Below are 19,870 nucleotides of genomic sequence, written 5' to 3'. Positions count from 1 at the left end.
CACGGCCACGAGATCAGATCTAGTGCAGATCGGGACCGGCAAGGTTTCTGCCGCGAGTGCAGACGAGACAACGAGCGCACCCGCCGACTAGAGCAACGGGCTGCACTCGAAGTAGTCCGAGCATTCGAGTCCGCTGGAGTCCGGTTCCAGAACGACGGCATCCCGCTCAACGCCTCCGAAGTGGCAGAGGCACTGATACGGATCTATGGCCGATAGGCCACCGTCATACCAATTCCAGTTTCTGAGCCGTCTGTGGCGCACACAGGCGGCTTTCTTGATGCCCAGGAGGCAAACCCATGACGTTCGATGAACTCCCCATCGACTGGCAGCAGCGCATCAAGCGCCTGCGGACCCACTCCGCCCGATACCGAACCGAGCGCAACGAGTTGCGAGAACAACTCGCAGCCCTCACCAACACCAAGGAGAACAATGCTTGACACTGACCTGATCCAGCGCGTGCTCGACCATGGCGGTCGCCAGGTCACCTGGGGCATCCCTGAGGATGCCGTCATCCGCCCCGGCTCTGGCGAGTCCATGCTCGATGGCATGGTCATCACCTCCTGGGAGGCACAGGCCAATGACTGAAGAGAACAACGCACCGATCGAGACCCCGGATGACCAGCAGGAAACTCCCAAGGTCAACAAAGAAGCCAGGTACCGCACCGAGCGGAATGAGGCACGCACCGAGCGTGACTCGCTGGCTGAGCGGATCGAGCGTCTACAGACTCGGGAGCTGGAACGGATTGCAGCGAAGCACCTGAGCGTTCCTGCGGATCTCCTGACGCTGTCGGGCAAGACCCTCGCCGATCTCCTGGACGACAACGGTGACGTCGACCCCGAGAAGGTCGACGCCGTTGCTGTCGAGGTTCTCGGTGCCCGACCTGGCCTGAAGCCCAACGATCGAGCGATCGACCCGAGCCAGGGACACGGCTCACATGGTCGAGGTACTCCTCGGTGGGGTGACCTTCTCCGATGAAGCTTCGGTTACTGCATTGCGTCTGCGGCGTCGGCAGTAACCAACGTTAGGGCCTGTGGCCCAACATGATCCGGTCTGCGGCCGGTGATTCCGGCGGACGCCCGATGCGTTCCGCCTCGCTCAATTCATAACGCCCTCAAGGCATCAGGCCTTGGGGCCTTCTCGTTCCAGGAGGAACAACACATGACCGTTCTTAACTCGAACCTCACCACTGCGTGGACTCCCGAGGACTACGGCAAGCTCGTGGACATCACGGTGGCGGCGAAGGCCGTCCCGTTCCAGGCTGGCACCGTCGTGGAGACTGCATCGCAGACGATCCGGTTCCCGGTTCTGCAGGCGGACCCGGCTACCGGCTGGTATGCCGAGAACTCGACCATCACCCTCACCGATCCCGACACCGATGAGGTCGTGGTCACGCCGAAGAAGGTTGCGGGTCTTACCCAGGTCTCGAACGAGGCGCTGAACGACTCGAACCCTGCTGTCGCCAACCAGATTGGCCAGGGTCTCGCGCGTGACATCGCTCGGAAGATCGATGCAGCGTTCTTCGCGAACACCACGACGAACGGCCCCTCGGGTCTGCTCTCGGTGTCGTACTCGGTGGTCGACACCGGTGCTGCGTACACCAACCTGGATCCGTTCCACGCGGCCAAGAAGGAAGCTCAGGATGCTGGTGCTGAGCTGACTCACTTCGTCCTGGCTCCTGATGTGGCGCTGGCGCTGGCTCAGGCCAAGACCGGCACCGGCTCGAACCAGGGCCTCCTGGACAACGTCGGCGACGGTGTCACCCTGGCTGGTGTCCCGGTGATCGTGTCGACTGCGGTTGCTGCCGGTGAGGCATGGGGCCTCGATAAGTCCCAGATCATGACGGTGCGGCGCACCGGCACTCAGGTTGTCACCTCGGGTGATGCCGCGTTCGCCAGCGATGCGGTGCAGATCCGCGCTACCTCGCGCGTCGGATTCGGCCTGATCAACCCGGCAGGCATCGTGCGTCTGTACAACGCCGCCTGACTCTGATGAGTGAGTAGAGATCGGCCCCCACCTACACCAGGGTGGGGGCCTTTCTTTGTATGGGTGGGTACCCGGTTTGTCAGATGTGCACAGGCCGGCCCGGTGGCCGGCACTGGTCCGACCTGGGGTTACTCGCACCGCGGCTTGTTCGGAACCCACAAGCGACGGGAGCACCGGGGTACGCGAGGGCACCGGGTAGGGCACTGGGGCACTGCTGCCTGGGGGCCTGGGGGTTGCCTGCCTGTGGGAGGGCAGGCACCGGCTCGGGGTCTGGGTCTGCACTGGGTACCGGCTCTCGGCGCTCCCCTCGGGCCTCTCTCGGGGGTGTATCCGCAGGTCAGCGCCCCTGCACCCCCCAGGGGGGTATACCCCTGCCCCACGCACGGGGGATCGGGTCGTAATGCGGATCTGCCTTCCGCTATGCGATTGGCGTTCGTCCATTTTTCGATCGGACGCGAAGTCCTTCAACAACACGTATGCGCTGGTCGCTCGGTGTTTCTCGCACCGGCCAACCTCGCATTCGACCCATCAAACTAGTACAGAAAGAGGTACAAAAATGCCAGAAACTACGAGGATCACTACCCCAAGAGGCCTCGAAACCGCCGGAAAGCGGTTCTGGAGGAGCATGGTGGACACGTTCATCTTCGAGGACGAACCAGCCCGCCAGGAGCTGCTGAACCAGGCGTGCCGTGCTCTCGACGTCATCGCCGCGAACGAGAAGGCGATGGCGGACCAGCCGTTGACTGTGACGGGATCCATGGGCCAGATGGTCATTCACCCGCTGACCGGCGAGAACCGCGCACAACGCGGGCTGTTCAAGGACCTCATCGGTGCGATGAAGCTCCCAGAGGCGGAGCTAATCGTCAAGCTCAAGGAGGACGCCCGCGTCGAATCCGCGAAGAAGGCGGCAAGCACCCGGTGGAGCCGGGGCAACAACGTCGTCCCGATCCAGGGGGCATGATGCAGCGTCGATCAAGGCAGCAGAAGACCGTATCGGCTGACGATCTGACGGATCGTCTCCCCCAGAGGTTCTACGACATCGTTCTCGACCGCGCCAAACCCTTTTGTGGGATCGATGAGTACGCAGTAGACCTGGACGATTGGGTCCGTGCCGAGCTGGGTCTACCCGCCCGCCACGGAGTCAGGTACGACGGGATGACGCTGGCGATCATGGAGGCGATAGAGATCGCCACAATCGCTGACTGGTTCCGGTATTCGATGACCGGAACTCCCCAAGACCTTGACGGTTTGACCGAACGGCTCCACGGACATGCGGGGTCAATGTAGGGATAGAACCCCCGGCTCCGCAGCCGGCCAAAAGCAGGCAGGCTGCTACGTCAGTGGGATCTCGGTCCACTCCCCGGATGGCTGGTGATAGAAGCCTCTGCCGTCAGTGGTCCATACGATCCGCACGCCGTCGTTGTTCGTGATCTCCGAGATGCCGATCTCGTCCAGCCAGTGCGGGATCTCGACCAGCTCGCCGGTCTTCATGACGGCAACCGCCTTGTCAGGGAAGATCTCCATTCCCTGGATGCCGTGCTCTCGCATCGTGGCGTACGTCTCCGTCACCGTCGCGATTGGTCCGACCTGCGTGACCTCGCGGGCCATCTTCTCGATGTCGCCCCACTCGACCGAAACGTCGGGCTCGCCCCCGACCGGTTTGACGAAACTGACCTTGACTCCCATCGTCCGGAGATAGACGTTTTGGTGTTCGAGGTCGAGCGACCCCCACCAGTCGCGGAATGTCTCACCGGTCGGCTGCCAGGTCCAGCCAGCGGGCCTGGTAGTTGATGCAGCCAGCTCCTCCCGGCGCTTGTCGAGCGCCTCGATGTTCGCGTCGAGTGCCGCACGCTGCGGAGTGCCTGCGCGGTACGGCCCACGTCCAAGCTGCCCGACGAGGTCGGTCAGCGTGTGATCGATCTCGATCAGCTCCTCTGTGTGGTCCTCGCCTTTGTCCCAAACACGTTTCCGCCGTTCGGATCTCCCGAGCAACGCCAAGAGCTGCCCCTCGATCATGTCGTCGAACTCTTCCATCACGACCGAGCCGTTGCCGCACGTCGCCTTGTACTGAGCCGACGAGCACCGGTACCGGGGCCGACGGCCCTGGCCACCTTTCAGCCGGTAGCACGGTCGCCCGCAGACTCCGCAGAAGATCACCCGCAGCAACAGCGCGTTCGACCTCTTCGTCGGCTCTTTGCGGTTCTCTCGGCTGACCAACTCGGTAGCTAGCAGGTCGAACACACGCTTCGTGAGGATCGGATCTGCCCGCTGGATAGGCGAACCGTCAGGGCCGCGTAGAACGTCCTCGGCCTCTAGCACCTTGCGTCCGCGTGCATCCATCTGGATCTCGCCGTTCGCGTCTCGTTTGGGTTCGCGGACGGTCGCATACCCGAGCATCGTCGGCGATGCCATCGATCGTCGCAGACCTCCCGAAGTCCAGGCGAACGGCTTACGCTCCTCTCCCGACTTGGGCGGCTTACCCAGCGGACGCCCAAGGTGCTGGTTCATCCGGTCTTTCGCGGTCGGGATCTTCCGCTCGTTGAGGTCATGGGCAATCGCCCGCAGCGTCTCTCCGGCTAGCACTCGCTCGGCAACCTCATTGATCACCGGGACGGCCTCGGGGTCGGGATACAGTCGCCAGCCATCGTCGGTCTGGCGAGGTAGGTACCCCCATGGGATTTGGGCACCCCCGGTCCACTTCCCAAGCTGCCGATTGTGGTGATACGCGGATGCGATCCGAGAGCTGATCGCCTCCAGCTCCAGCTCGGCCACCTTCGCCACCAACAACGCGATGATGTCCCCGAACGGTGACGTCAGGTCCAGGAACGACTCTGTGGCGCTCACCAGCGACACCGAGTGAGTCTGTCCCCATCGGATCAAGTCGGCCAGGTCGAGCAACCGCCGAACGATGCGGTCCATCCTGTAGACCACCAAGACGTCGACCTCATGAAACCGATTGTCAAGCCAGTCCCCGAGCTGCGGACGCTCGAATGGAGTCGTGAGGCCAGCGGATACGTCCAAGTCCTCGGCCACGCCGACAACCTCGTATCCGCGCTGTTCACACAGGGCGCGGCATGCTTCGAGCTGACGCTCGGGCGAGGTCGTCGCATCGGTGACCCGTGAAAGTCGGATGACAATAAGAGCGCGAGTCTGCTTGCCTGCGGTGCTCATGCGTGTAATCTACACGGGAGGGGAGTAAACTCCGTTGCCGAGTACGCCATCGGGACCATCGCGGCCGCGGCCTTCGGCGCCGTCCTGTATTCGGTCGTCACCGGCGACAGCATCGTCACTGCGTTGACGAACATCATCGACAAAGCGTTGAACACCGCGGTGTGATGAGTGCTTCCGAGAACCTGCGCCGGTCGGAGGCCGGTGGCGTGACGGTCGAGGCGGCCATCGCGATCGCGTCGATCGTGGCGGTGGTCGTGCTGTGTGTCGGCGCGATCACCGCGGCGACGCTGCACGTCCGGTGTGTCGACTCGGCTCGCGAGGCTGCACGGCTCGCTGCCCGGGGAGATCGCGAGTCGGCGATCTCCACGGCGGCGAGAGTGGCTCCCGGCGGTGCCGACGTGTCGGTCCGTGCCGAGGGGGAGTTCGTCGTCGCGACCGTGCGGGCACACAGTCCGCTCCTTCCGCTCGTGAACATCTCCGCGGAGGCGGTGGCGGCTCTCGAACCCACCGTTCCGGGCTGGAGCGGGGGAGGGCGGTGAGTTCGGGGATCACCGAGGAGCGCGGTTCCGTGACCGTCACGGCGTGCTGTGCGCTCGCTGCGCTGGTGGTGGTCACGGCGATGCTGGTGCACGTCGGCTCGGCGGTGTCGGTGCGGCACCGGGCGCAGTCCGCCGCGGATCTGGCTGCCCTCGCCGCGGCCGTCGCGCTGGACCGCGGCACCGAGGCGGGGTGTGCCGCGGCACGGGAGGTCGCGGGGCGAATGCGCACCGAGGTCGTGTCCTGCGAGGTCGACGACTGGGACGTCGAGGTTGTGGTCACCGCACCGGTGATTCTGTCCTCGCTGGGTGTCCGGGATGCCCGCGCGGTCGCGAGGGCGGGTCCCGCGGAGTGACGCCGAAGCGGGGAGGCGGGCCGGTAATACCAGCGTGCGGCCGGTTTCTGTGATTATGACCAGATTGGTAATAATCCCCCGCTCAGGAAGTATTGGACGGCATCGATCCTGTGATGCGAGTCTCACTGCTGCGAGCTGGTTTTCATCCACACCACTCCCCTTTGGCGAGAGAGGGCATTACATGACCACGGCACCACCGAAGCGGACCGAGGCCGAGACAAAGGCGCGGAGGGCGGGCATCGCCTCGTTCATCGGCACCACGATCGAGTGGTACGACTTCTACATCTACGGCACCGCGTCGGCGCTGGTCTTCGGTCAGGTGTTCTTCTCCGACACCCTGCCGGCGGGCATGGGCACCCTGCTCGCGTTCGTCACGCTGTGGGCCGGGTTCCTCGCCCGTCCGATCGGCGGCATCGTCTTCGGCCATCTCGGCGACAAGATCGGTCGAAAGAACACCCTGGTCATCACGCTCATGATGATGGGCACCGCCACCGTCGGAATCGGACTTCTGCCCTCCTATGCGCAGATCGGGATATGGGCGCCCGCCGCCCTGGTGTTCCTCCGGCTCGTACAGGGTGTGGCAGTCGGAGGTGAATGGGGCGGGGCGGTCCTGATCGCCAGTGAGAACGCACCCAAGGGAAAGGGGATTCTGTACTCGGCGTTCGCCCAGCAGGGGTCGCCCGCCGGAAACCTCCTGGCGACCATGGCGTTCTTCCTGCTCTCCGCCATGCCCACCCCGGCCTTCGTGCTCTACGGCTGGCGCATCCCGTTCCTGATCTCTGCGGCCCTGGTGATCGTCGGCATGATCATCCGCCTCAAGCTCGAAGAGTCGGACGCGATGAAGACCGTGCTGAAGCGCAAGAAGACCGTCGCACTGCCGATCGGTGAGGTGCTGCGCAAGCACTGGGTCCTCGTCCTCCTCGGTGCCGGCGCGCTGCCCCTGGCCCAGGTGACGTACTTCAAGAACACCTTCGCATTGTCGTGGGCCACCAGCGAACTCGGCTACGACCGGGGCACGTTCCTCGGCGCCATCGCCATCGCCCTCGTGGTCCAGTTCATCGTGCAGCCGTTCGGCGCCGTCCTGGTGTCCCGGATAGACATGCGGAAAGCCATGTGCATCATGGTGATTCCCGAGTTCATCCTGATGCCGGCAATGTTCTTCGCGATCCGGACCGAGAACTTCGCCATTGCCGTCGTCGCGATGTGCCTCGCGACCATTCCGCACTCGATGTTCTATGGCGCCATCGCCGGAGTTCTCGCGCGTGCCTTCCCCGCCAACATTCGCTACACCGGCCTTTCCGCGGCCTACCAGCTGTGTTCTCTGATCGTCGGCGGCGGCACCCCGGTGCTGGCGCAGTGGATGCTCAACTCGTCCGGCAACATCGTCGGTGTTGCGTTCGTGTCGGCCGGATATGCCGCCGTCTCCCTGATCTGCACGTTGTTGCTGCTGAATCGGACCGGATACGACGCGCGCCGGCTGTCGACCGCGGAGCAATCCGACGCGGACGAACTGCAACTCGAGATCGCTGAGGACGATGCGGTGGACACCGCTCCGAGTGCAGGGCAGGCACGTGCGACAGCCCGCACCTGACCGCGCAGGTCATTCCGGAGTGGGCAATGCCTCCTCTGACAGCCTGAGGACTTCCCTCAACGCGGCGTTGTCGTCGTCCGCTCTCCACGCGATCCGCAGTTGCAGGGTGCTGGGACCGCCGACCAGCGGGAGGAACACGACATCCGGGTTGTTCACGTTCTCGGCCACGGAGGACACGGTCAACGCGCAGCCGACCTCCGCGGACACCAACGCCATCAACGCCATCGAGTCCGGGGCACTCTGCACGATCCGGGGCGTGAAGCCGGCGTCGTGGGCCGCCCGCTGCAGGGAGTCGCGCAGCGCCGATCCGGGATCGGCGGGCAGCGTCACCCAGGGCTCGGTGGCCAGTTCCTCGATGCGAACGCCGTCCCTGCCTGAGAGCGGGTGGTCGGTGGGCAGGGCCACCACGAAGTCCTCGTTGAGGATGACGCGGGACGCGATGCCCGGCGGGGTGAAGATCCACCGGACCAGACCGATGTCGAGGGTTCCGTCGAGGAGCTTGTTCAGCGCTTCGCTCGCGAAAGCGGAACTGTCCAGAACGAATTCGATCCCCGGGTGGGTGTGCCGGACGAGTTTGGCCCACCGCCCGATGAGCAGGTGGGACGAGACTCCGGCGAAGCCGATGCGCACCCGGCCGACCTGTCCGCGCCCGGCGGCGGCGACGGCGATCTCCGCGAGCCGGCAGGCGTCCAGGATCTCGCGCGCCGGGCCCAGCAGTGCCTCACCGGCGGAGGTCAACCGCACGTTCCGCGTGTTTCTTTCGAAAAGAGTTGCCCCGAGCTGCTTTTCCAGTTGCCGAATCGTTCGGCTCAGCGGCGGCTGGGCCGAGTGCAGGCGCTGCGCGGCGCGGCCGAAGTGCAACTCCTCGGCAACCGCGAGAAAGGCAGTGATCTGAGAAATCTCCACGGGAGAACTATTGCAGTTCCAGCAACAGAGTTGTCAACACTATTGATTCACACGGCGGTAATCCGGTGGGGAAGGTCCCGAGGCGACCTCCCGTCGTTCCGGAGAAGGGCATGACGATGAGCAAAGTGGTCAGCATGGCGGAAGCCATAGGAACGTACGTCGAAGACGGCATGACCGTGTGCCTCGAGGGCTTCTCACATCTCATCTCCTTCGCGGCTGCGCACGAGATCATCCGGCAGCAGCGGCAGAACCTCACGCTGTGCCGGATGACGCCCGACATCGTGTCGGATCAACTCGTGGCCGCCGGTTGTGTCACCAAGCTCGTGGCCTCGTTCTTCGCGAGCGGCTCCGCCGGATCCCTGCACGAGTTGCGGCGCCGTATCGAGCAGCACGATCCGGTGGCCCTCGAGGTCGAGGAGTACAGCCACTACGGAATGGTCTGCCGCTATCAGGCGGGTGCCGCCGGTCTCCCGTTCTTTCCGCTGCGCTCCTATGCCGGAAGCGACCTTCCGCGGCTGAACCCCCGAATTCGACTCGTCGACGATCCTTACGGGGAGGGCACCGTGTACGTCGTGCCTCCGCTGAACCCGGACGTCACTATCGTTCACGCGCAGCGCGCCGACCGTCACGGCAACGTGCAGATCTGGGGTATCTCCGGGGTCCAGCAGGAAGCGGTGTACGCCGCGAGGAAGGCGATCGTGGTCGTCGAGGAGATCGTCGACGACGAGGTCGTCCGCTCCGACCCGAACCGCACGCTGATCCCCTCCCACGCGGTCGATGCCGTCGTCGTCTGTCCGCGCGGGGCGCACCCGTCCTACGTGCAGGGCTACTACGACCGGGACTGCGCGTTCTACCGGCGATGGACCGCGATCAGCAAGGACTCCGGACTCCTGCAGGCCTGGCTGAAGGAATGGATCCACGGCACCGCGAATCACGACGAGTACCTGGACAAACTCGGCGGCGACTACTGGAACGACCTCGCCGTCGAGCCTCGATTCTCCGAACCAGTCGACTACGGGAGCCGGAAATGACCACAGCACCAGTCGGAGCGATCTCCGCGACGGAGGTCATCGTGTCCGTCGCCGCCCGCGAACTCGCCGGGAAGGGGCGTGTCTTCGCCGGCGTCGGCTTGCCGACGCTCGCCGTCGATCTCGCCAAGCGGACCAGCAACCCCGACGTCGAACTGATCTACGAATCGGGAGTGTGCGGCGCCCACCCCGCCGTGATGGCCGAGGGCATCGCCGACTCGGTGGTCGTGTCGGGCGCAGAGTCGGTGGTGTCGATGTCGGCGTTGTTCGGCTACGTGCTGCAGGGCGGCAACGTCGACGTCGGATTTCTCGGTGCGGCCCAGATCGACCGGTACGGCAGCCTCAACACCAGCATCATCGGTGACTGGGACAAGCCGACGGTCCGGTTGCCCGGTGCCGGTGGCGCCGTGGAGATCATGCCCAATGCCGGCGAGATCTTCGTGGTGATGCGGCGACACGACCCGAGTGCCTTCCCGGCGGAACTCGACTTCTGCACGTCGCCGAGTCCCGTCCGGGCCCGGGCGGCAGGTGACGGGATCATGCCTCGCGGCCGAGGGGTGACGAAGGTGTTCACGAACCTCGGGGTGCTGTCGCGGCAGGGCCCGTTCGACGAACTCGAGTTGGTCAGCGTGCACGAGGGGGTCACCGTCGACGACGTGCGAGCGCAGACCGGCTGGGAACTGAAGGTCGCCGGCGATCTCACGGTCACCGCCCCGCCGACCGCCGAGGAGATTCACCTGCTGCGGGATGTGATCGACAAGGTCAGGCTCTATCTGCGCTGAGCGGGCTCAGCCGAGCGAGTCCAGTACAGCCGTGAGGACCCGGATCGCCCCATCCTTGTCGAGGGGGTCGTTACCGTTTCCGCACTTCGGCGAGTACACGCAGGACGGGCACCCCGAGGTGCATTCGCACGATTCGATCGCTTCGCGGGTCGCGCCGAGCCAGCGGGTGAGTTCGGCGTGACCTCGGTCGGCGAAGCCGGCGCCGCCCGCGTGACCGTCGTACACGAACACGGTGGGAAGTCCGGTGTCGGCGTGCAACGCGGTCGAGACACCGCCGATGTCGCCTCGATCGCACACCGCGACGAGAGGCAGGAGCCCGATCGCGGCATGTTCCGCGGCGTGGAGCGAGCCGGGTACGCGTTCGGCCGGAACGCCCGCCTGCACCAGGAGTTCCGGGGTGACGGTGTACATCACCGCGCGGGTGGGGAGGGTCTGCTTCGGCATGTCCAGTTCGACCGCGTCGAGGATCTCACCCGAAGACAGTCGTCGGAGGTACCCGATCACCTGATGGGTGACCTCGACCTCGACGAGAGCGACCTCGACGTCGCCGAACTGCTTCTGCTCGAGCACCGACGTGACGGTGATCTCGGTGGTCTCGCGGGCCGACGTCGTCCAGTCGGGGTCCTCGGCGTGCACCAGGGCGAGTCCCTGTTCGAGGTCGAGTTCGTCGACGACGTACGACTCACCCTGATGGAGGTGGACGGCGCCGGGATGCGCCGTGGCGGGAGCGCGGCCGGTGTCGACGGTTCCGAGCATGCGTCCGGATTCCGACACGACAATTGCCACCTGGGTTCCGATTCCACCGCGGATATCCACTGCGCCATGAGGATTTGTGCCGGCGGTGACGAACCAGCCGTGTGCGCGCCGGCGGATCAGGCCCTGCTCTGCCAGCTTCCCGAGGACGTCGATCGCGCCGAACGCCTCGGCCTCGGCGTCGGACAGTGGCAGTTCCATTGCCGCGCAGAGCAACTGCGGGCCGAGGACATACGGATTGCTCGGGTCCGTGACGGTCGCCTCGACGGGCTTGTCGAGCAGCGCGGACGGGTGGTGGACGAGGTAGGTGTCGAGGGGATCGTCACGCGCGACCAGGACTACGAGCGAACCTTCGCCGCGTCGGCCGGACCGGCCTCCCTGTTGCCAGAACGACGCCACCGTCCCGGGGAACCCGGCGACCACGACGGCGTCGAGGCCGGCGATGTCGACGCCGAGTTCCAGCGCATTCGTCGTCGCCGCCCCCAGCAGCGTGCCGTCGGCGAGTGCGGTCTCGAGCTCACGCCGATCCTCGGCGAGGTACCCGGCTCGATACGACGCGACTCGCGCCGAGAGTTCGGGATCGATCTCCCCGAGTAGGCGTTTGGTCGCCATCGCGGTCAACTCCGCGCCACGGCGGGAGCGCACGAAGGTGAGCGTGCGGGCCCCTTCGACCATCAGGTCGGCCATGATGCGCGCGGCCTCCGAACCGGCGGGCCGTCGAACGGGGCTTCCGTTCTCCCCGGTGACCTCCCGCATCAGCGGGGGTTCCCACAGCGCGACCGTCCGGGGGCCGTGCGGTGAACCGTCTTCCACGACCTCGGCGCAGGGCGCTCCGATCAGCCGCGACGCCGCCGCCCCGGGATCCGCCGTGGTGGCGGACGCGAGGACGAAGACGGGATCGGCGCCGTACCGTGCCGCGATGCGCCGGAGCCGCCGCAGCACGAGCGCGACATTCGAGCCGAAGACACCACGGTAGGAGTGGCATTCGTCGATCACCACGTAGGTCAGATTGCGGAAGAAGTGCGCCCATCGCTGATGGGTCCGGAGGAGGGAGATGTGCAGCATGTCGGGGTTCGTGAAGAGCCACCGCGAGTTCTCCCTCGCCCAGTGCCGCACCTCTAGTGAGGTGTCGCCGTCGAACACGCACGGGTACACGCCCCGGAGGTCGTCCCCGGCGTCCAGGGCTTCCGAGTCGATGAGCGAGGTCACGGCCCGCAGCTGGTCTGCGCCGAGCGCCTTGGTCGGTGAGAGGTAGAGGGCGGTCGCCCGCGGATCCGTTGCCAGAGTGGTGAGTACCGGGAGCTGGTAGGCCAGGGACTTGCCCGAGGCGGTGCCGGTCGACACCACGACGTTCGTCCCGTGATGGGCCAGGTCGGCGGCGGCGGCCTGGTGGGTCCAGGGGCGGGGGATCCCGTTCTCCTGCATGGCCCGGACGACGCTCGGGTGCGCCCACGCGGGCCATTCCGACACCTGAGAAGTCCGGGCAGGCATTTCCGCGGCGAAAGTGAGCGGGTTTTCGTCTCGGGGAACGCCCTCGAGGACTCGGTTCAGCAGCGCTCGGCCGTATGTTTCGCCCGTATTTCCACTGTCGTCACGTGGTGAAAACGGTGTGCTCACTGATGTCTCCGGGCTGTCGTAGGGGACGGGCGAGTAGCTTCCACACCGCCACGACCTGCGCATTTGATGATAACGAGTGCCTCTTCGGGGCTGTCGCCCGGGGTGTCGCGACCCCCGCGTGAAACGGCTGTTTCATGCCTGTTCGCTACAAGATCAACTTTTTGTGTGAATTGTTCGGATTTCGACTGTTGCGTTCGCGGAGTTCATGGTTGACTACAACTGGTCGCAGCTTCTGTGTTCGTAGGCTTGAAAGAGTGAACGCTCGCAGGATCGATGTTGCGAACGCGGTGCTCTGCTTTTCCTGAGGGGGAAATCAAGAAGTACAGCGGTCGGAACCGGCCCGGCGGACTGTATGTGCTGTCCGCCGAATCCGGTGTTAGAAAGAGAAGGAAAAGCATGGCACAGGGCACTGTGAAGTGGTTCAACGCGGAAAAGGGCTTCGGCTTCATCGCACCCGAAGACGGCTCCGCTGACGTCTTCGTTCACTACTCCGAGATTCAGGGCAGCGGCTTCCGCACCCTCGAGGAGAACCAGCGCGTGGAGTTCGAGGTCGGCCAGGGCACCAAGGGCCCCCAGGCTACCGGCGTTCGCGCAGTCTGATTCTGCCGTTCACATTCGTGAACACGTAAATCAGATAGGCGGGGTCCTCGTGACCGCGTCTGATTCGTCCCCCATCGCCTGAGGCGGTGGGGGACGAATCGTTTTCACGGCAACGGTGCCGTGGCCAAAGGGGGTACTTCAGTGAGCCAGCTCTCCTTCTTCTCCGCGGAGGCGATGCCGCCGGCAGTCACCGATCTGTGCGGTCTTCTCGCCGCGACGGGTCAGGTGGTCACATCGGCCGGGCGTGCGCGGATCTCGATCGTGGTCGACGCGCAGTGGCGGGCGGAGGCGATTGCGGAGTTGATCGCCCAGGCCGGACTCGAGGTCGAGATCACGCGCAGCGACGAGGGCAGCCCGCTGGTTCGCACTGCATCGGTCGTCGACTTGCGGCCTCTCGCGGACCAGTGGACGAGGGGAGCGGTCAAGGCGGTGCCTTCCGGCTGGGTGCCGTCGGGGCGTCAACTGAGGGTGTGGGCTTTCGCGTCGGGCAGGGGCGAAGCGGAGGGTGAGCGGTTCGTCCTCGGACTCGATCCGCATGCCCCGGATACCCACGCGCCGTTGGCTCAGGCATTGATGAGAGCGGGCATCGCGCCGACGCTGATCGGCACCCGTGGCTCGGGTCCGGGGCTCCGAATCTCGGGTCGGCGTAGGCTCGGCAGACTCGTCGAGAGCATCGGTGAGGCGCCCGGAAATTTAGACGACCGTACCGGTTGGCCCCACGTCTAGAGCCGCGTAGACGGTACTGATCTGCGAGGATGGGTTCCGGGTATGTCACTCTAGTAATAGGCGAACCGGGTATAAAAGGGTTTGTCTGCACAACTGTCGAGTGGCAGCGATCGACTTCAGGAAGGCTCGGGCTACAGGTGGCTAAAGGGGACAACGGCAGTGCACAGGGTGCGGCGGGAGCGTCCGGCCAGCCTCGCCGCCTCGTGATCGTCGAGTCGCCGACCAAGGCCCGCAAGATCGCCCCGTACCTCGGAAAGAACTATGTCGTCGAGGCGTCGGTCGGCCACATCCGCGACCTTCCGCGCGGAGCCGCGGATGTCCCGGCCAAGTACAAGGGTGAGTCGTGGGCGCGGCTCGGCGTCAACGTCGACCATGATTTCGAACCCCTCTACGTGGTCAGTCCGGAGAAGAAGTCCAAGGTCACGGAGCTGAAGAGCCTCCTCAAGGACGCTGACGAACTCTTCCTCGCCACCGACCCCGACCGCGAGGGCGAAGCGATCGCCTGGCATCTCCTGGAGACACTCAAGCCGAAGATCCCGGTTCGCCGGATGGTCTTCCACGAGATCACCGAGCCGGCCATCCGCGCCGCGGCCGAGGACACCCGCGAACTCGACACCGACCTGGTCGACGCGCAGGAGACCCGCCGCATTCTCGACCGTCTGTACGGCTACGAGGTCAGCCCCGTGCTGTGGAAGAAGGTCATGCCGAAGCTGTCGGCAGGCCGCGTGCAGTCCGTCGCCACCCGCGTCATCGTGAAGCGGGAACGCGAGCGGATGGCGTTCCGCTCGGCGTCCTACTGGGACATCTCCGCCACCCTCGACGCCGGCGCCGACGCCAGCCCCCGCAGTTTCGGGGCGCGTCTGGTGAGCGTCGACGGCTCCCGGGTGGCCAGCGGCCGCGACTTCGGCGCGGACGGCCAGCTGAAGACGAGCACCGTCACTGTTCTGGACGAGGCGCGAGCGCAGCGTCTGGCAGAGTCCCTCGCCGGTGTCGACCTCACCGTCTCCTCCGCGGAGAGCAAGCCGTACACCCGCAAGCCGTACGCGCCGTTCATGACGTCGACGCTGCAGCAGGAGGCGGGCCGCAAGCTCCGCTTCACGTCCGAGCGGACCATGCGCATCGCGCAGCGGCTGTACGAGAACGGTTACATCACCTACATGCGTACCGACTCGACGACGCTGTCGTCGTCGGCGATCGCTGCCGCCCGCGCGCAGGCCACCGAGTTGTACGGCGCCGAGTACGTGCACGACACACCGCGCCAGTACACGCGCAAGGTCAAGAACGCGCAGGAGGCGCACGAGGCCATCCGCCCCGCCGGCGACGTGTTCCAGACCCCTGGTCAGCTGCATTCCCGCCTCGACACCGACGAGTTCCGTCTGTACGAGCTGATCTGGCAGCGCACCGTGGCGTCGCAGATGGCCGACGCGCGGGGCACGACGCTGACCCTGCGGATCACCGGAACCGCGGGCACCGGCGAGGAGTGCACGTTCTCCGCGTCGGGCCGCACCATCACGTTCGCCGGATTCCTCAAGGCCTACGTGGAGAGCGTCGACGAGGAGGCAGGCGGCCAGTCCGACGATGCAGAGTCGCGCCTGCCGGTGCTCGTCGAGGGCCAGGCGGTCACCGCCACCAAGCTCGATCCCGACGGCCACACCACCAACCCGCCCGCCCGCTACACCGAGGCGAGCCTGATCAAGACCCTCGAAGAGCTGGGCATCGGCCGCCCGTCCACGTATTCGTCGATCATCAAGACCATTCTCGATCGCGGATACGTCTACAAGCGCGGCAGCGCGCTGGTCCCGTCCTGGGTGGCGTTCGCCGTCATCGGCCTCCTCGAGATGCACTTCGGGCGGTTGGTCGACTTCGACTTCACCGCCGGGATGGAAGACGACCTCGACGCGATCGCCGGTGGCCGGGAACAGCGCGGCAACTGGCTGAGCAGTTTCTACTTCGGTGGCGATCACGGCGCCGAAGGCTCGGTTGCCCGTGAGGGCGGCCTGAAGAAGATGGTCGGCGTCAACCTCGAGGAGATCGACGCTCGCGAGGTCAACTCGATCAGGCTCTTCGACGACGCCGAGGGACGGGAAGTGCACGTCCGCGTCGGACGGTTCGGTCCGTACCTCGAGCGGATGGTCCAGAACCCGGACGACCCCGAGGGCGACCTCATCTCCCAGCGGGCCAACCTGCCCGACGACCTTCCGCCGGACGAGCTGACCCCGGAGTACGCGGAGAAGCTGTTCTCGACGCCGCAGGAGGGTCGCAAGCTGGGAGTCGACCCGCTCACCGGGCACGAGATCGTCGCGAAGGAGGGCCGCTTCGGCCCCTACGTCACCGAGATCCTTCCCGAGCCGGAGCCGGAGCCCGAACCGGCAGTGGTGCCGGTGACGGACGAATCGGGCGACGGGACGACCAAGACGAAGACGGCAGCCAAGAAGGCTCCGGCGAAGAAGGCGGCGAAGAAGGCCACCGGTCCGAAGCCTCGGACGGGTTCGCTTCTCAAGTCGATGGACTTGGAGACGGTGACCCTCGATGACGCCCTCAAGCTGCTGTCGCTGCCGCGCGTGGTGGGTGTCGATCCGGAGTCCAAGGAAGAGATCTCCGCGCAGAACGGTCGCTACGGCCCGTATCTGAAGAAGGGGACGGATTCGCGGTCCCTCGCCACCGAGGACCAGATGTTCACGGTGACCCTCGACGAGGCTCTGAAGATCTACGCGGAGCCAAAGCGCCGCGGACGTCAGGCCGCCGCCACCCCGCCGCTGCGTGAGCTGGGCGTCGACACGGTCAGCGAGAAGCCGATGGTGATCAAGGACGGCCGGTTCGGGCCGTACGTGACCGACGGTGAGACCAACGCCAGCCTCCGTAAGGGTGACGAGGTGGAGTCCATCACCGACGCTCGCGCTTCGGAACTGCTGGCGGATCGGCGTGCCCGCGGTCCCGTCAAGAAGAAGGCCGCCGCGAAGAAGGCGCCCGCCAAGAAGGCTGCAAAGAAGGCCGCCGCGAAGAAGGCGCCGGCGAAGAAGGCGGCCTCGAAGAAGGCAGCGGACAAGAAGGCGTGAGCCGGTACCTCGGGCCGGCCGCGCTGTCGCACGTGCCGGTTAGGCTGGCGCGGTGACGGTATTCGACCGGTTGGTGGGCCAAGAGGACGTCGAGGCCGAGCTGACGGCCGCAGCGACCGCCGCCCGTCGTGGAGTCGGTGCGATGGGCTCCTCGATGACGCATTCGTGGCTGTTCACGGGGCCGCCCGGATCGGGTAGGTCGGTGGCCGCGCAGTGTTTCGCCGCCGCACTCCAATGCACCAGTGACGGCGTCCCCGGCTGCGGCGTGTGCCACGCCTGCACGACGGTCATGGTCGGCACACACGGCGATGTCCGGCGGGTAGTCCCCGAGGGCCTGAGCATCAGCGTCAAGGAAATGCGCGCCATCGTGCAGACCGCCGCTCGCCGGCCGAGCACCGGGCGCTGGCAGATCGTGGTCGTCGAGGATGCGGACCGGCTCACCGAGGGTGCGGCCAACGCTCTCCTGAAAGTGGTGGAGGAGCCGCCGGATCGCACCGTGTTCCTGTTGTGCGCGCCCTCGGTCGACCCGCAGGACATCTCCGTGACGCTGCGGTCGCGCTGCCGGCACGTCCATCTCGTGACTCCGTCGGCCGACTCCATCGCGAAGGTCCTGCGCGAGCGGGACGGCCTGGACCCCGCCGATGCGCAACTGGCGGCCTCGATCAGCGGCGGTCACGTCGGGCGCGCCCGACGTCTCGCGACGGATCTCAATGCCAAGGTGCGTCGTAAGGACGCTCTGGACCTCGCCGTCGCGGCACTGCGGCCCGCCACCGCGTTCGCCGCGGCGGAGGAACTGGTGCGTTCTGCCGACGCGGAGGCGAAGGAGATGAGCGCGGCCAGGGACGAGCAGGAAACCGAAGAATTGCGCACCGCGCTGGGGGCGGGCGGCACCGGTAAGGGTGCTGCCGGAGCTCTCCGCGGTTCGGCCGGCGTGCTGAAGGATCTCGAGAAGCGCCAGAAGTCCAGGGCCACTCGCACGGGCCGTGACGCACTCGACCGTGCACTGATCGATCTGGCCGGTCTCTACCGCGACGCGCTCGCCGTCGCATGGAAGTCGAACGCGGCCGCGAACCACCCGGACATGGCGGATCGGGCGGCCGACCTCGCCTCGCGCACAACCCCGGAAGGCCTTCTGAAGTGCATCGAAGCCGTCCTCGAGTGTCGCGAGGCGATCACCGTCAACGTCAAACCGCAGTGGGCTGTCGACGCCATGGTGGCCACTCTCGGCGACGCGTTCAGGGAGCCGTTTTCGCATACTCGGGGTTGAGGCGCTAGACTCGCCACCGCCGAAAGGCACCGCTGCCTTAGCTCAGTCGGTAGAGCATTTCACTCGTAATGAAAAGGTCGAGAGTTCGATTCTCTCAGGCAGCTCAGCGGTCCTCTGGCCCTTCCCGATCAGTCGGGAAGGGCCAGAGTTGTCTCCGGGGGCGGACACATTCGCCGTGTCGGATATGTACAAGAACTTCGGGGTCGTGAAGAACTTCTCCGGCGACATCGAGGGCAGGCACCCGCCGTCTGTGGCCGGACTACTCGCTCACCGTCTGACTGTCGGCACCGGAAACCGGAAGAATCGTGAACACTGGACGCGTGGACACCCAGAGCGGAACTCCGACGATGCCGGCGGTCGGTCTGCGCGCACTCGGTGCACCCGCCGCTGTGGCCGTCGGCGCCGCTGTCGCCGCCGCGATCCTCCACTTCCGGGATCCGCATCAGCCGGGTTCGTACGGCTTCTGTCCCGTCTACGCCCTGACCGGGTGGTGGTGCCCGGCCTGCGGAGGGTTGAGAGCGGTGCACGACCTCACCAACCTCGACATCGGCGCGGCTGTGGCCGGCAATGTTCTGATCGTCCCGTTCATTGCGGTGATGGTTTTCGCGTGGATCGGATGGGCACGTCGCCGATGGCGAGGACAACGCGATCGCAGGATCGTATTCGGTCTGCGAGTGACAGTCGGTGTGCTCATTTTCCTTGCGGCGTTTACCGTCACCAGGAACACATCTTGGGGAAGCTGGCTCGCGCCGGCCTGACACCTGGTCGCCGCGGGCACGAAACAGAGAGTCGGTTCACAGATGGCAATGCAGGTCTTTTCGTTGATCGCGATCCTGGGCGCGCTGATCGTCCTCATTCCGACCGCGCTGCGAGTCTTCGGCAAGAGCGACAACGTGAAGGCGCCGGACGAGACCGAGGAGTGAGTTCGGTGCACCCTCGACAACCCACCGCCGCGCGGTCATGATTTCGATATGAGCGATTCGCTGAAGGACCGGGTGCGCGAGAAGCTGTTGCGTCAGCTGGCCGAGGACGGGGGGCACCCAGTCCAGGAGGCGGAGGGGGACGATCCACGATTGGTTTCCATCGACTCCGACCTCGCGGCTTTGGAGCAGGCCTCGGACGGTGATGTGGTGATCGAAGAGCTGGCCGCCAAGTACTGGGTGCCCTGAATCGGCGGGTTTGCGGCGTTGACCTGGCGATTTGGTGTTCTTGTTTCCCTTCGCGTAACTTATTCCAGGTCAGAGCGACACGGACACCGACCCCGGCCGGAAGGCGGGGGACACGAGGTTGGACGAAGGCGCCTGGTAAATCGGAAGTTCACCGTCGTGTATGGTTGTGCTTCCATCCCGGTTTGATCTTGATCAGTGTCACGGCTTGCGCCGGTGAGGCTGGTAGGATAAGATGGAACGGTTGCCCCGGAGCGGCTGGCGAGTGTGTCAGTGGTGATGGTGTGTGCGTGTTCTTTGAGAACTCAACAGTGTGTCGATGAATGTCAGT

The 19,870-nt window shown here is 65.6% G+C and carries 22 protein-coding genes and 1 tRNA gene; 20 read left to right on the top strand and 3 right to left on the bottom strand.

Translation table 11 applies throughout. From position 1 onward, the window contains the following. Window positions 1–296: 296 nt before the first annotated feature. The 6 genes from ACFWAY_RS31335 to ACFWAY_RS31310 all read left to right on the top strand — a co-directional run bounded on the left by ACFWAY_RS31335 (window position 297) and on the right by ACFWAY_RS31310 (window position 3,271). Window positions 297–437, top strand: a complete 141-nt coding sequence (locus ACFWAY_RS31335; RefSeq protein WP_378513265.1) for a hypothetical protein — start codon at window positions 297–299, stop codon at window positions 435–437. Then, complete coding sequence (locus ACFWAY_RS31330) at window positions 430–585, top strand: hypothetical protein (RefSeq protein WP_378513264.1); 156 nt, start codon at window positions 430–432, stop codon at window positions 583–585. The genes ACFWAY_RS31335 and ACFWAY_RS31330 overlap by 8 nt, the downstream gene beginning before the upstream one ends. Continuing rightward, window positions 578–976, top strand: coding sequence for a hypothetical protein (locus ACFWAY_RS31325; RefSeq protein WP_378513263.1), 399 nt, complete (start codon window positions 578–580; stop codon window positions 974–976). Before ACFWAY_RS31330 ends, ACFWAY_RS31325 begins: the two co-directional genes overlap by 8 nt. Window positions 977–1,159: 183 nt before the next feature. Beyond that, on the top strand, window positions 1,160–1,984 hold the full coding sequence (locus tag ACFWAY_RS31320) for a phage major capsid protein (protein ID WP_378513262.1): 825 nt from the start codon (window positions 1,160–1,162) through the stop codon (window positions 1,982–1,984). A gap of 625 nt (window positions 1,985–2,609) precedes the next feature. Beyond that, entirely contained in the window at window positions 2,610–2,945 is a 336-nt protein-coding gene (locus ACFWAY_RS31315) for a hypothetical protein (protein ID WP_378513261.1), read from the top strand. Beyond that, entirely contained in the window at window positions 2,942–3,271 is a 330-nt protein-coding gene (locus tag ACFWAY_RS31310; protein ID WP_378513260.1) for a hypothetical protein, read from the top strand. The genes ACFWAY_RS31315 and ACFWAY_RS31310 overlap by 4 nt, the downstream gene beginning before the upstream one ends. Window positions 3,272–3,316: 45 nt before the next feature. Here ACFWAY_RS31310 and ACFWAY_RS31305 read toward each other — a convergent pair whose 3' ends face one another. Then, complete coding sequence (locus tag ACFWAY_RS31305; protein WP_378513259.1) at window positions 3,317–5,155, bottom strand: recombinase family protein; 1,839 nt, start codon at window positions 5,153–5,155, stop codon at window positions 3,317–3,319. Here ACFWAY_RS31305 and ACFWAY_RS31300 point away from each other — a divergent pair. The 4 genes from ACFWAY_RS31300 (at window position 5,135) to ACFWAY_RS31285 (ending at window position 7,638) form a co-directional block, all read left to right on the top strand. Next, window positions 5,135–5,320 carry a DUF4244 domain-containing protein gene (locus ACFWAY_RS31300; RefSeq protein WP_378513298.1) on the top strand — a complete coding sequence of 62 codons (186 nt, stop codon included), beginning with the start codon at window positions 5,135–5,137 and terminating at the stop codon, window positions 5,318–5,320. The genes ACFWAY_RS31305 and ACFWAY_RS31300 overlap by 21 nt on opposite strands. Further along, window positions 5,320–5,694, top strand: coding sequence for a TadE family type IV pilus minor pilin (locus tag ACFWAY_RS31295; RefSeq protein WP_378457419.1), 375 nt, complete (start codon window positions 5,320–5,322; stop codon window positions 5,692–5,694). The genes ACFWAY_RS31300 and ACFWAY_RS31295 overlap by 1 nt, the downstream gene beginning before the upstream one ends. Next, on the top strand, window positions 5,691–6,047 hold the full coding sequence (locus ACFWAY_RS31290; protein ID WP_378457418.1) for an Rv3654c family TadE-like protein: 357 nt from the start codon (window positions 5,691–5,693) through the stop codon (window positions 6,045–6,047). Before ACFWAY_RS31295 ends, ACFWAY_RS31290 begins: the two co-directional genes overlap by 4 nt. 181 nt (window positions 6,048–6,228) lie before the next feature. Then, window positions 6,229–7,638 carry an MFS transporter gene (locus tag ACFWAY_RS31285; RefSeq protein ID WP_378457417.1) on the top strand — a complete coding sequence of 470 codons (1,410 nt, stop codon included), beginning with the start codon at window positions 6,229–6,231 and terminating at the stop codon, window positions 7,636–7,638. Between the two features lie 9 nt (window positions 7,639–7,647). Here ACFWAY_RS31285 and ACFWAY_RS31280 read toward each other — a convergent pair whose 3' ends face one another. Then, window positions 7,648–8,544, bottom strand: coding sequence for a LysR family transcriptional regulator (locus tag ACFWAY_RS31280; RefSeq protein WP_378457416.1), 897 nt, complete (start codon window positions 8,542–8,544; stop codon window positions 7,648–7,650). Window positions 8,545–8,654: 110 nt separating this feature from the next. On the opposite strand from ACFWAY_RS31280, the gene ACFWAY_RS31275 reads away from it, so the two are divergent. Then, entirely contained in the window at window positions 8,655–9,575 is a 921-nt protein-coding gene (locus ACFWAY_RS31275; RefSeq protein WP_378457415.1) for a CoA transferase subunit A, read from the top strand. Beyond that, window positions 9,572–10,354: a CoA-transferase subunit beta gene (locus tag ACFWAY_RS31270; RefSeq protein WP_378513258.1), complete on the top strand. Its 783-nt coding sequence runs from the start codon at window positions 9,572–9,574 to the stop codon at window positions 10,352–10,354. Before ACFWAY_RS31275 ends, ACFWAY_RS31270 begins: the two co-directional genes overlap by 4 nt. Before the next feature lie 6 nt (window positions 10,355–10,360). Here ACFWAY_RS31270 and ACFWAY_RS31265 read toward each other — a convergent pair whose 3' ends face one another. Further along, entirely contained in the window at window positions 10,361–12,724 is a 2,364-nt protein-coding gene (locus tag ACFWAY_RS31265; RefSeq protein ID WP_378457413.1) for a DEAD/DEAH box helicase, read from the bottom strand. 396 nt (window positions 12,725–13,120) lie between these two features. Here ACFWAY_RS31265 and ACFWAY_RS31260 point away from each other — a divergent pair, with 396 nt between their 5' ends. The 8 genes from ACFWAY_RS31260 (at window position 13,121) to ACFWAY_RS31225 (ending at window position 19,542) form a co-directional block, all read left to right on the top strand. Then, window positions 13,121–13,324, top strand: a complete 204-nt coding sequence (locus ACFWAY_RS31260; protein ID WP_005248460.1) for a cold-shock protein — start codon at window positions 13,121–13,123, stop codon at window positions 13,322–13,324. A gap of 141 nt (window positions 13,325–13,465) precedes the next feature. Further along, complete coding sequence (locus tag ACFWAY_RS31255) at window positions 13,466–14,050, top strand: hypothetical protein (protein WP_378457412.1); 585 nt, start codon at window positions 13,466–13,468, stop codon at window positions 14,048–14,050. Window positions 14,051–14,187: 137 nt separating this feature from the next. Continuing rightward, entirely contained in the window at window positions 14,188–17,106 is a 2,919-nt protein-coding gene (gene topA, locus ACFWAY_RS31250; protein WP_378457411.1) for a type I DNA topoisomerase, read from the top strand. A gap of 52 nt (window positions 17,107–17,158) precedes the next feature. Then, window positions 17,159–18,373, top strand: coding sequence for a DNA polymerase III subunit delta' (locus ACFWAY_RS31245; protein ID WP_378513257.1), 1,215 nt, complete (start codon window positions 17,159–17,161; stop codon window positions 18,371–18,373). A gap of 31 nt (window positions 18,374–18,404) precedes the next feature. After that, window positions 18,405–18,477: transfer RNA gene (locus ACFWAY_RS31240), tRNA-Thr, on the top strand. A 216-nt stretch (window positions 18,478–18,693) separates the two neighbouring features. After that, window positions 18,694–19,131, top strand: a complete 438-nt coding sequence (locus ACFWAY_RS31235) for a DUF2752 domain-containing protein (protein WP_378513256.1) — start codon at window positions 18,694–18,696, stop codon at window positions 19,129–19,131. A 42-nt stretch (window positions 19,132–19,173) separates the two neighbouring features. Then, complete coding sequence (locus ACFWAY_RS31230) at window positions 19,174–19,296, top strand: hypothetical protein (RefSeq protein ID WP_005248443.1); 123 nt, start codon at window positions 19,174–19,176, stop codon at window positions 19,294–19,296. Between the two features lie 48 nt (window positions 19,297–19,344). Then, window positions 19,345–19,542 carry a hypothetical protein gene (locus tag ACFWAY_RS31225; RefSeq protein WP_005248440.1) on the top strand — a complete coding sequence of 66 codons (198 nt, stop codon included), beginning with the start codon at window positions 19,345–19,347 and terminating at the stop codon, window positions 19,540–19,542. Window positions 19,543–19,870: the final 328 nt, after the last annotated feature.

Source organism: Rhodococcus sp. NPDC059968 (genome assembly GCF_042738615.1).
Taxonomy (GTDB): domain Bacteria; phylum Actinomycetota; class Actinomycetes; order Mycobacteriales; family Mycobacteriaceae; genus Rhodococcus_F.
The sequence above is the reverse complement of the archived record's forward strand: the minus strand, read 5'-3'. Positions and strand labels throughout refer to the sequence as shown.

Bases quoted from the DNA above. Each gene is read 5' to 3' on its own strand.
- ACFWAY_RS31335 (WP_378513265.1), top strand. From the start codon at position 297: ATGACGTTCGATGAACTCCCCATCGACTGGCAGCAGCGCATCAAGCGC.
- ACFWAY_RS31330 (WP_378513264.1), top strand. From the start codon at position 430: ATGCTTGACACTGACCTGATCCAGCGCGTGCTCGACCATGGCGGTCGC.
- ACFWAY_RS31325 (WP_378513263.1), top strand. From the start codon at position 578: ATGACTGAAGAGAACAACGCACCGATCGAGACCCCGGATGACCAGCAG.
- ACFWAY_RS31320 (WP_378513262.1), top strand. From the start codon at position 1,160: ATGACCGTTCTTAACTCGAACCTCACCACTGCGTGGACTCCCGAGGAC.
- ACFWAY_RS31315 (WP_378513261.1), top strand. From the start codon at position 2,610: ATGGTGGACACGTTCATCTTCGAGGACGAACCAGCCCGCCAGGAGCTG.
- ACFWAY_RS31310 (WP_378513260.1), top strand. From the start codon at position 2,942: ATGATGCAGCGTCGATCAAGGCAGCAGAAGACCGTATCGGCTGACGAT.
- ACFWAY_RS31305 (WP_378513259.1), bottom strand. From the start codon at position 5,155: ATGAGCACCGCAGGCAAGCAGACTCGCGCTCTTATTGTCATCCGACTT.
- ACFWAY_RS31295 (WP_378457419.1), top strand. From the start codon at position 5,320: ATGAGTGCTTCCGAGAACCTGCGCCGGTCGGAGGCCGGTGGCGTGACG.
- ACFWAY_RS31285 (WP_378457417.1), top strand. From the start codon at position 6,229: ATGACCACGGCACCACCGAAGCGGACCGAGGCCGAGACAAAGGCGCGG.
- ACFWAY_RS31275 (WP_378457415.1), top strand. From the start codon at position 8,655: ATGACGATGAGCAAAGTGGTCAGCATGGCGGAAGCCATAGGAACGTAC.
- ACFWAY_RS31270 (WP_378513258.1), top strand. From the start codon at position 9,572: ATGACCACAGCACCAGTCGGAGCGATCTCCGCGACGGAGGTCATCGTG.
- ACFWAY_RS31260 (WP_005248460.1), top strand. From the start codon at position 13,121: ATGGCACAGGGCACTGTGAAGTGGTTCAACGCGGAAAAGGGCTTCGGC.
- ACFWAY_RS31230 (WP_005248443.1), top strand. From the start codon at position 19,174: ATGGCAATGCAGGTCTTTTCGTTGATCGCGATCCTGGGCGCGCTGATC.
- ACFWAY_RS31225 (WP_005248440.1), top strand. From the start codon at position 19,345: ATGAGCGATTCGCTGAAGGACCGGGTGCGCGAGAAGCTGTTGCGTCAG.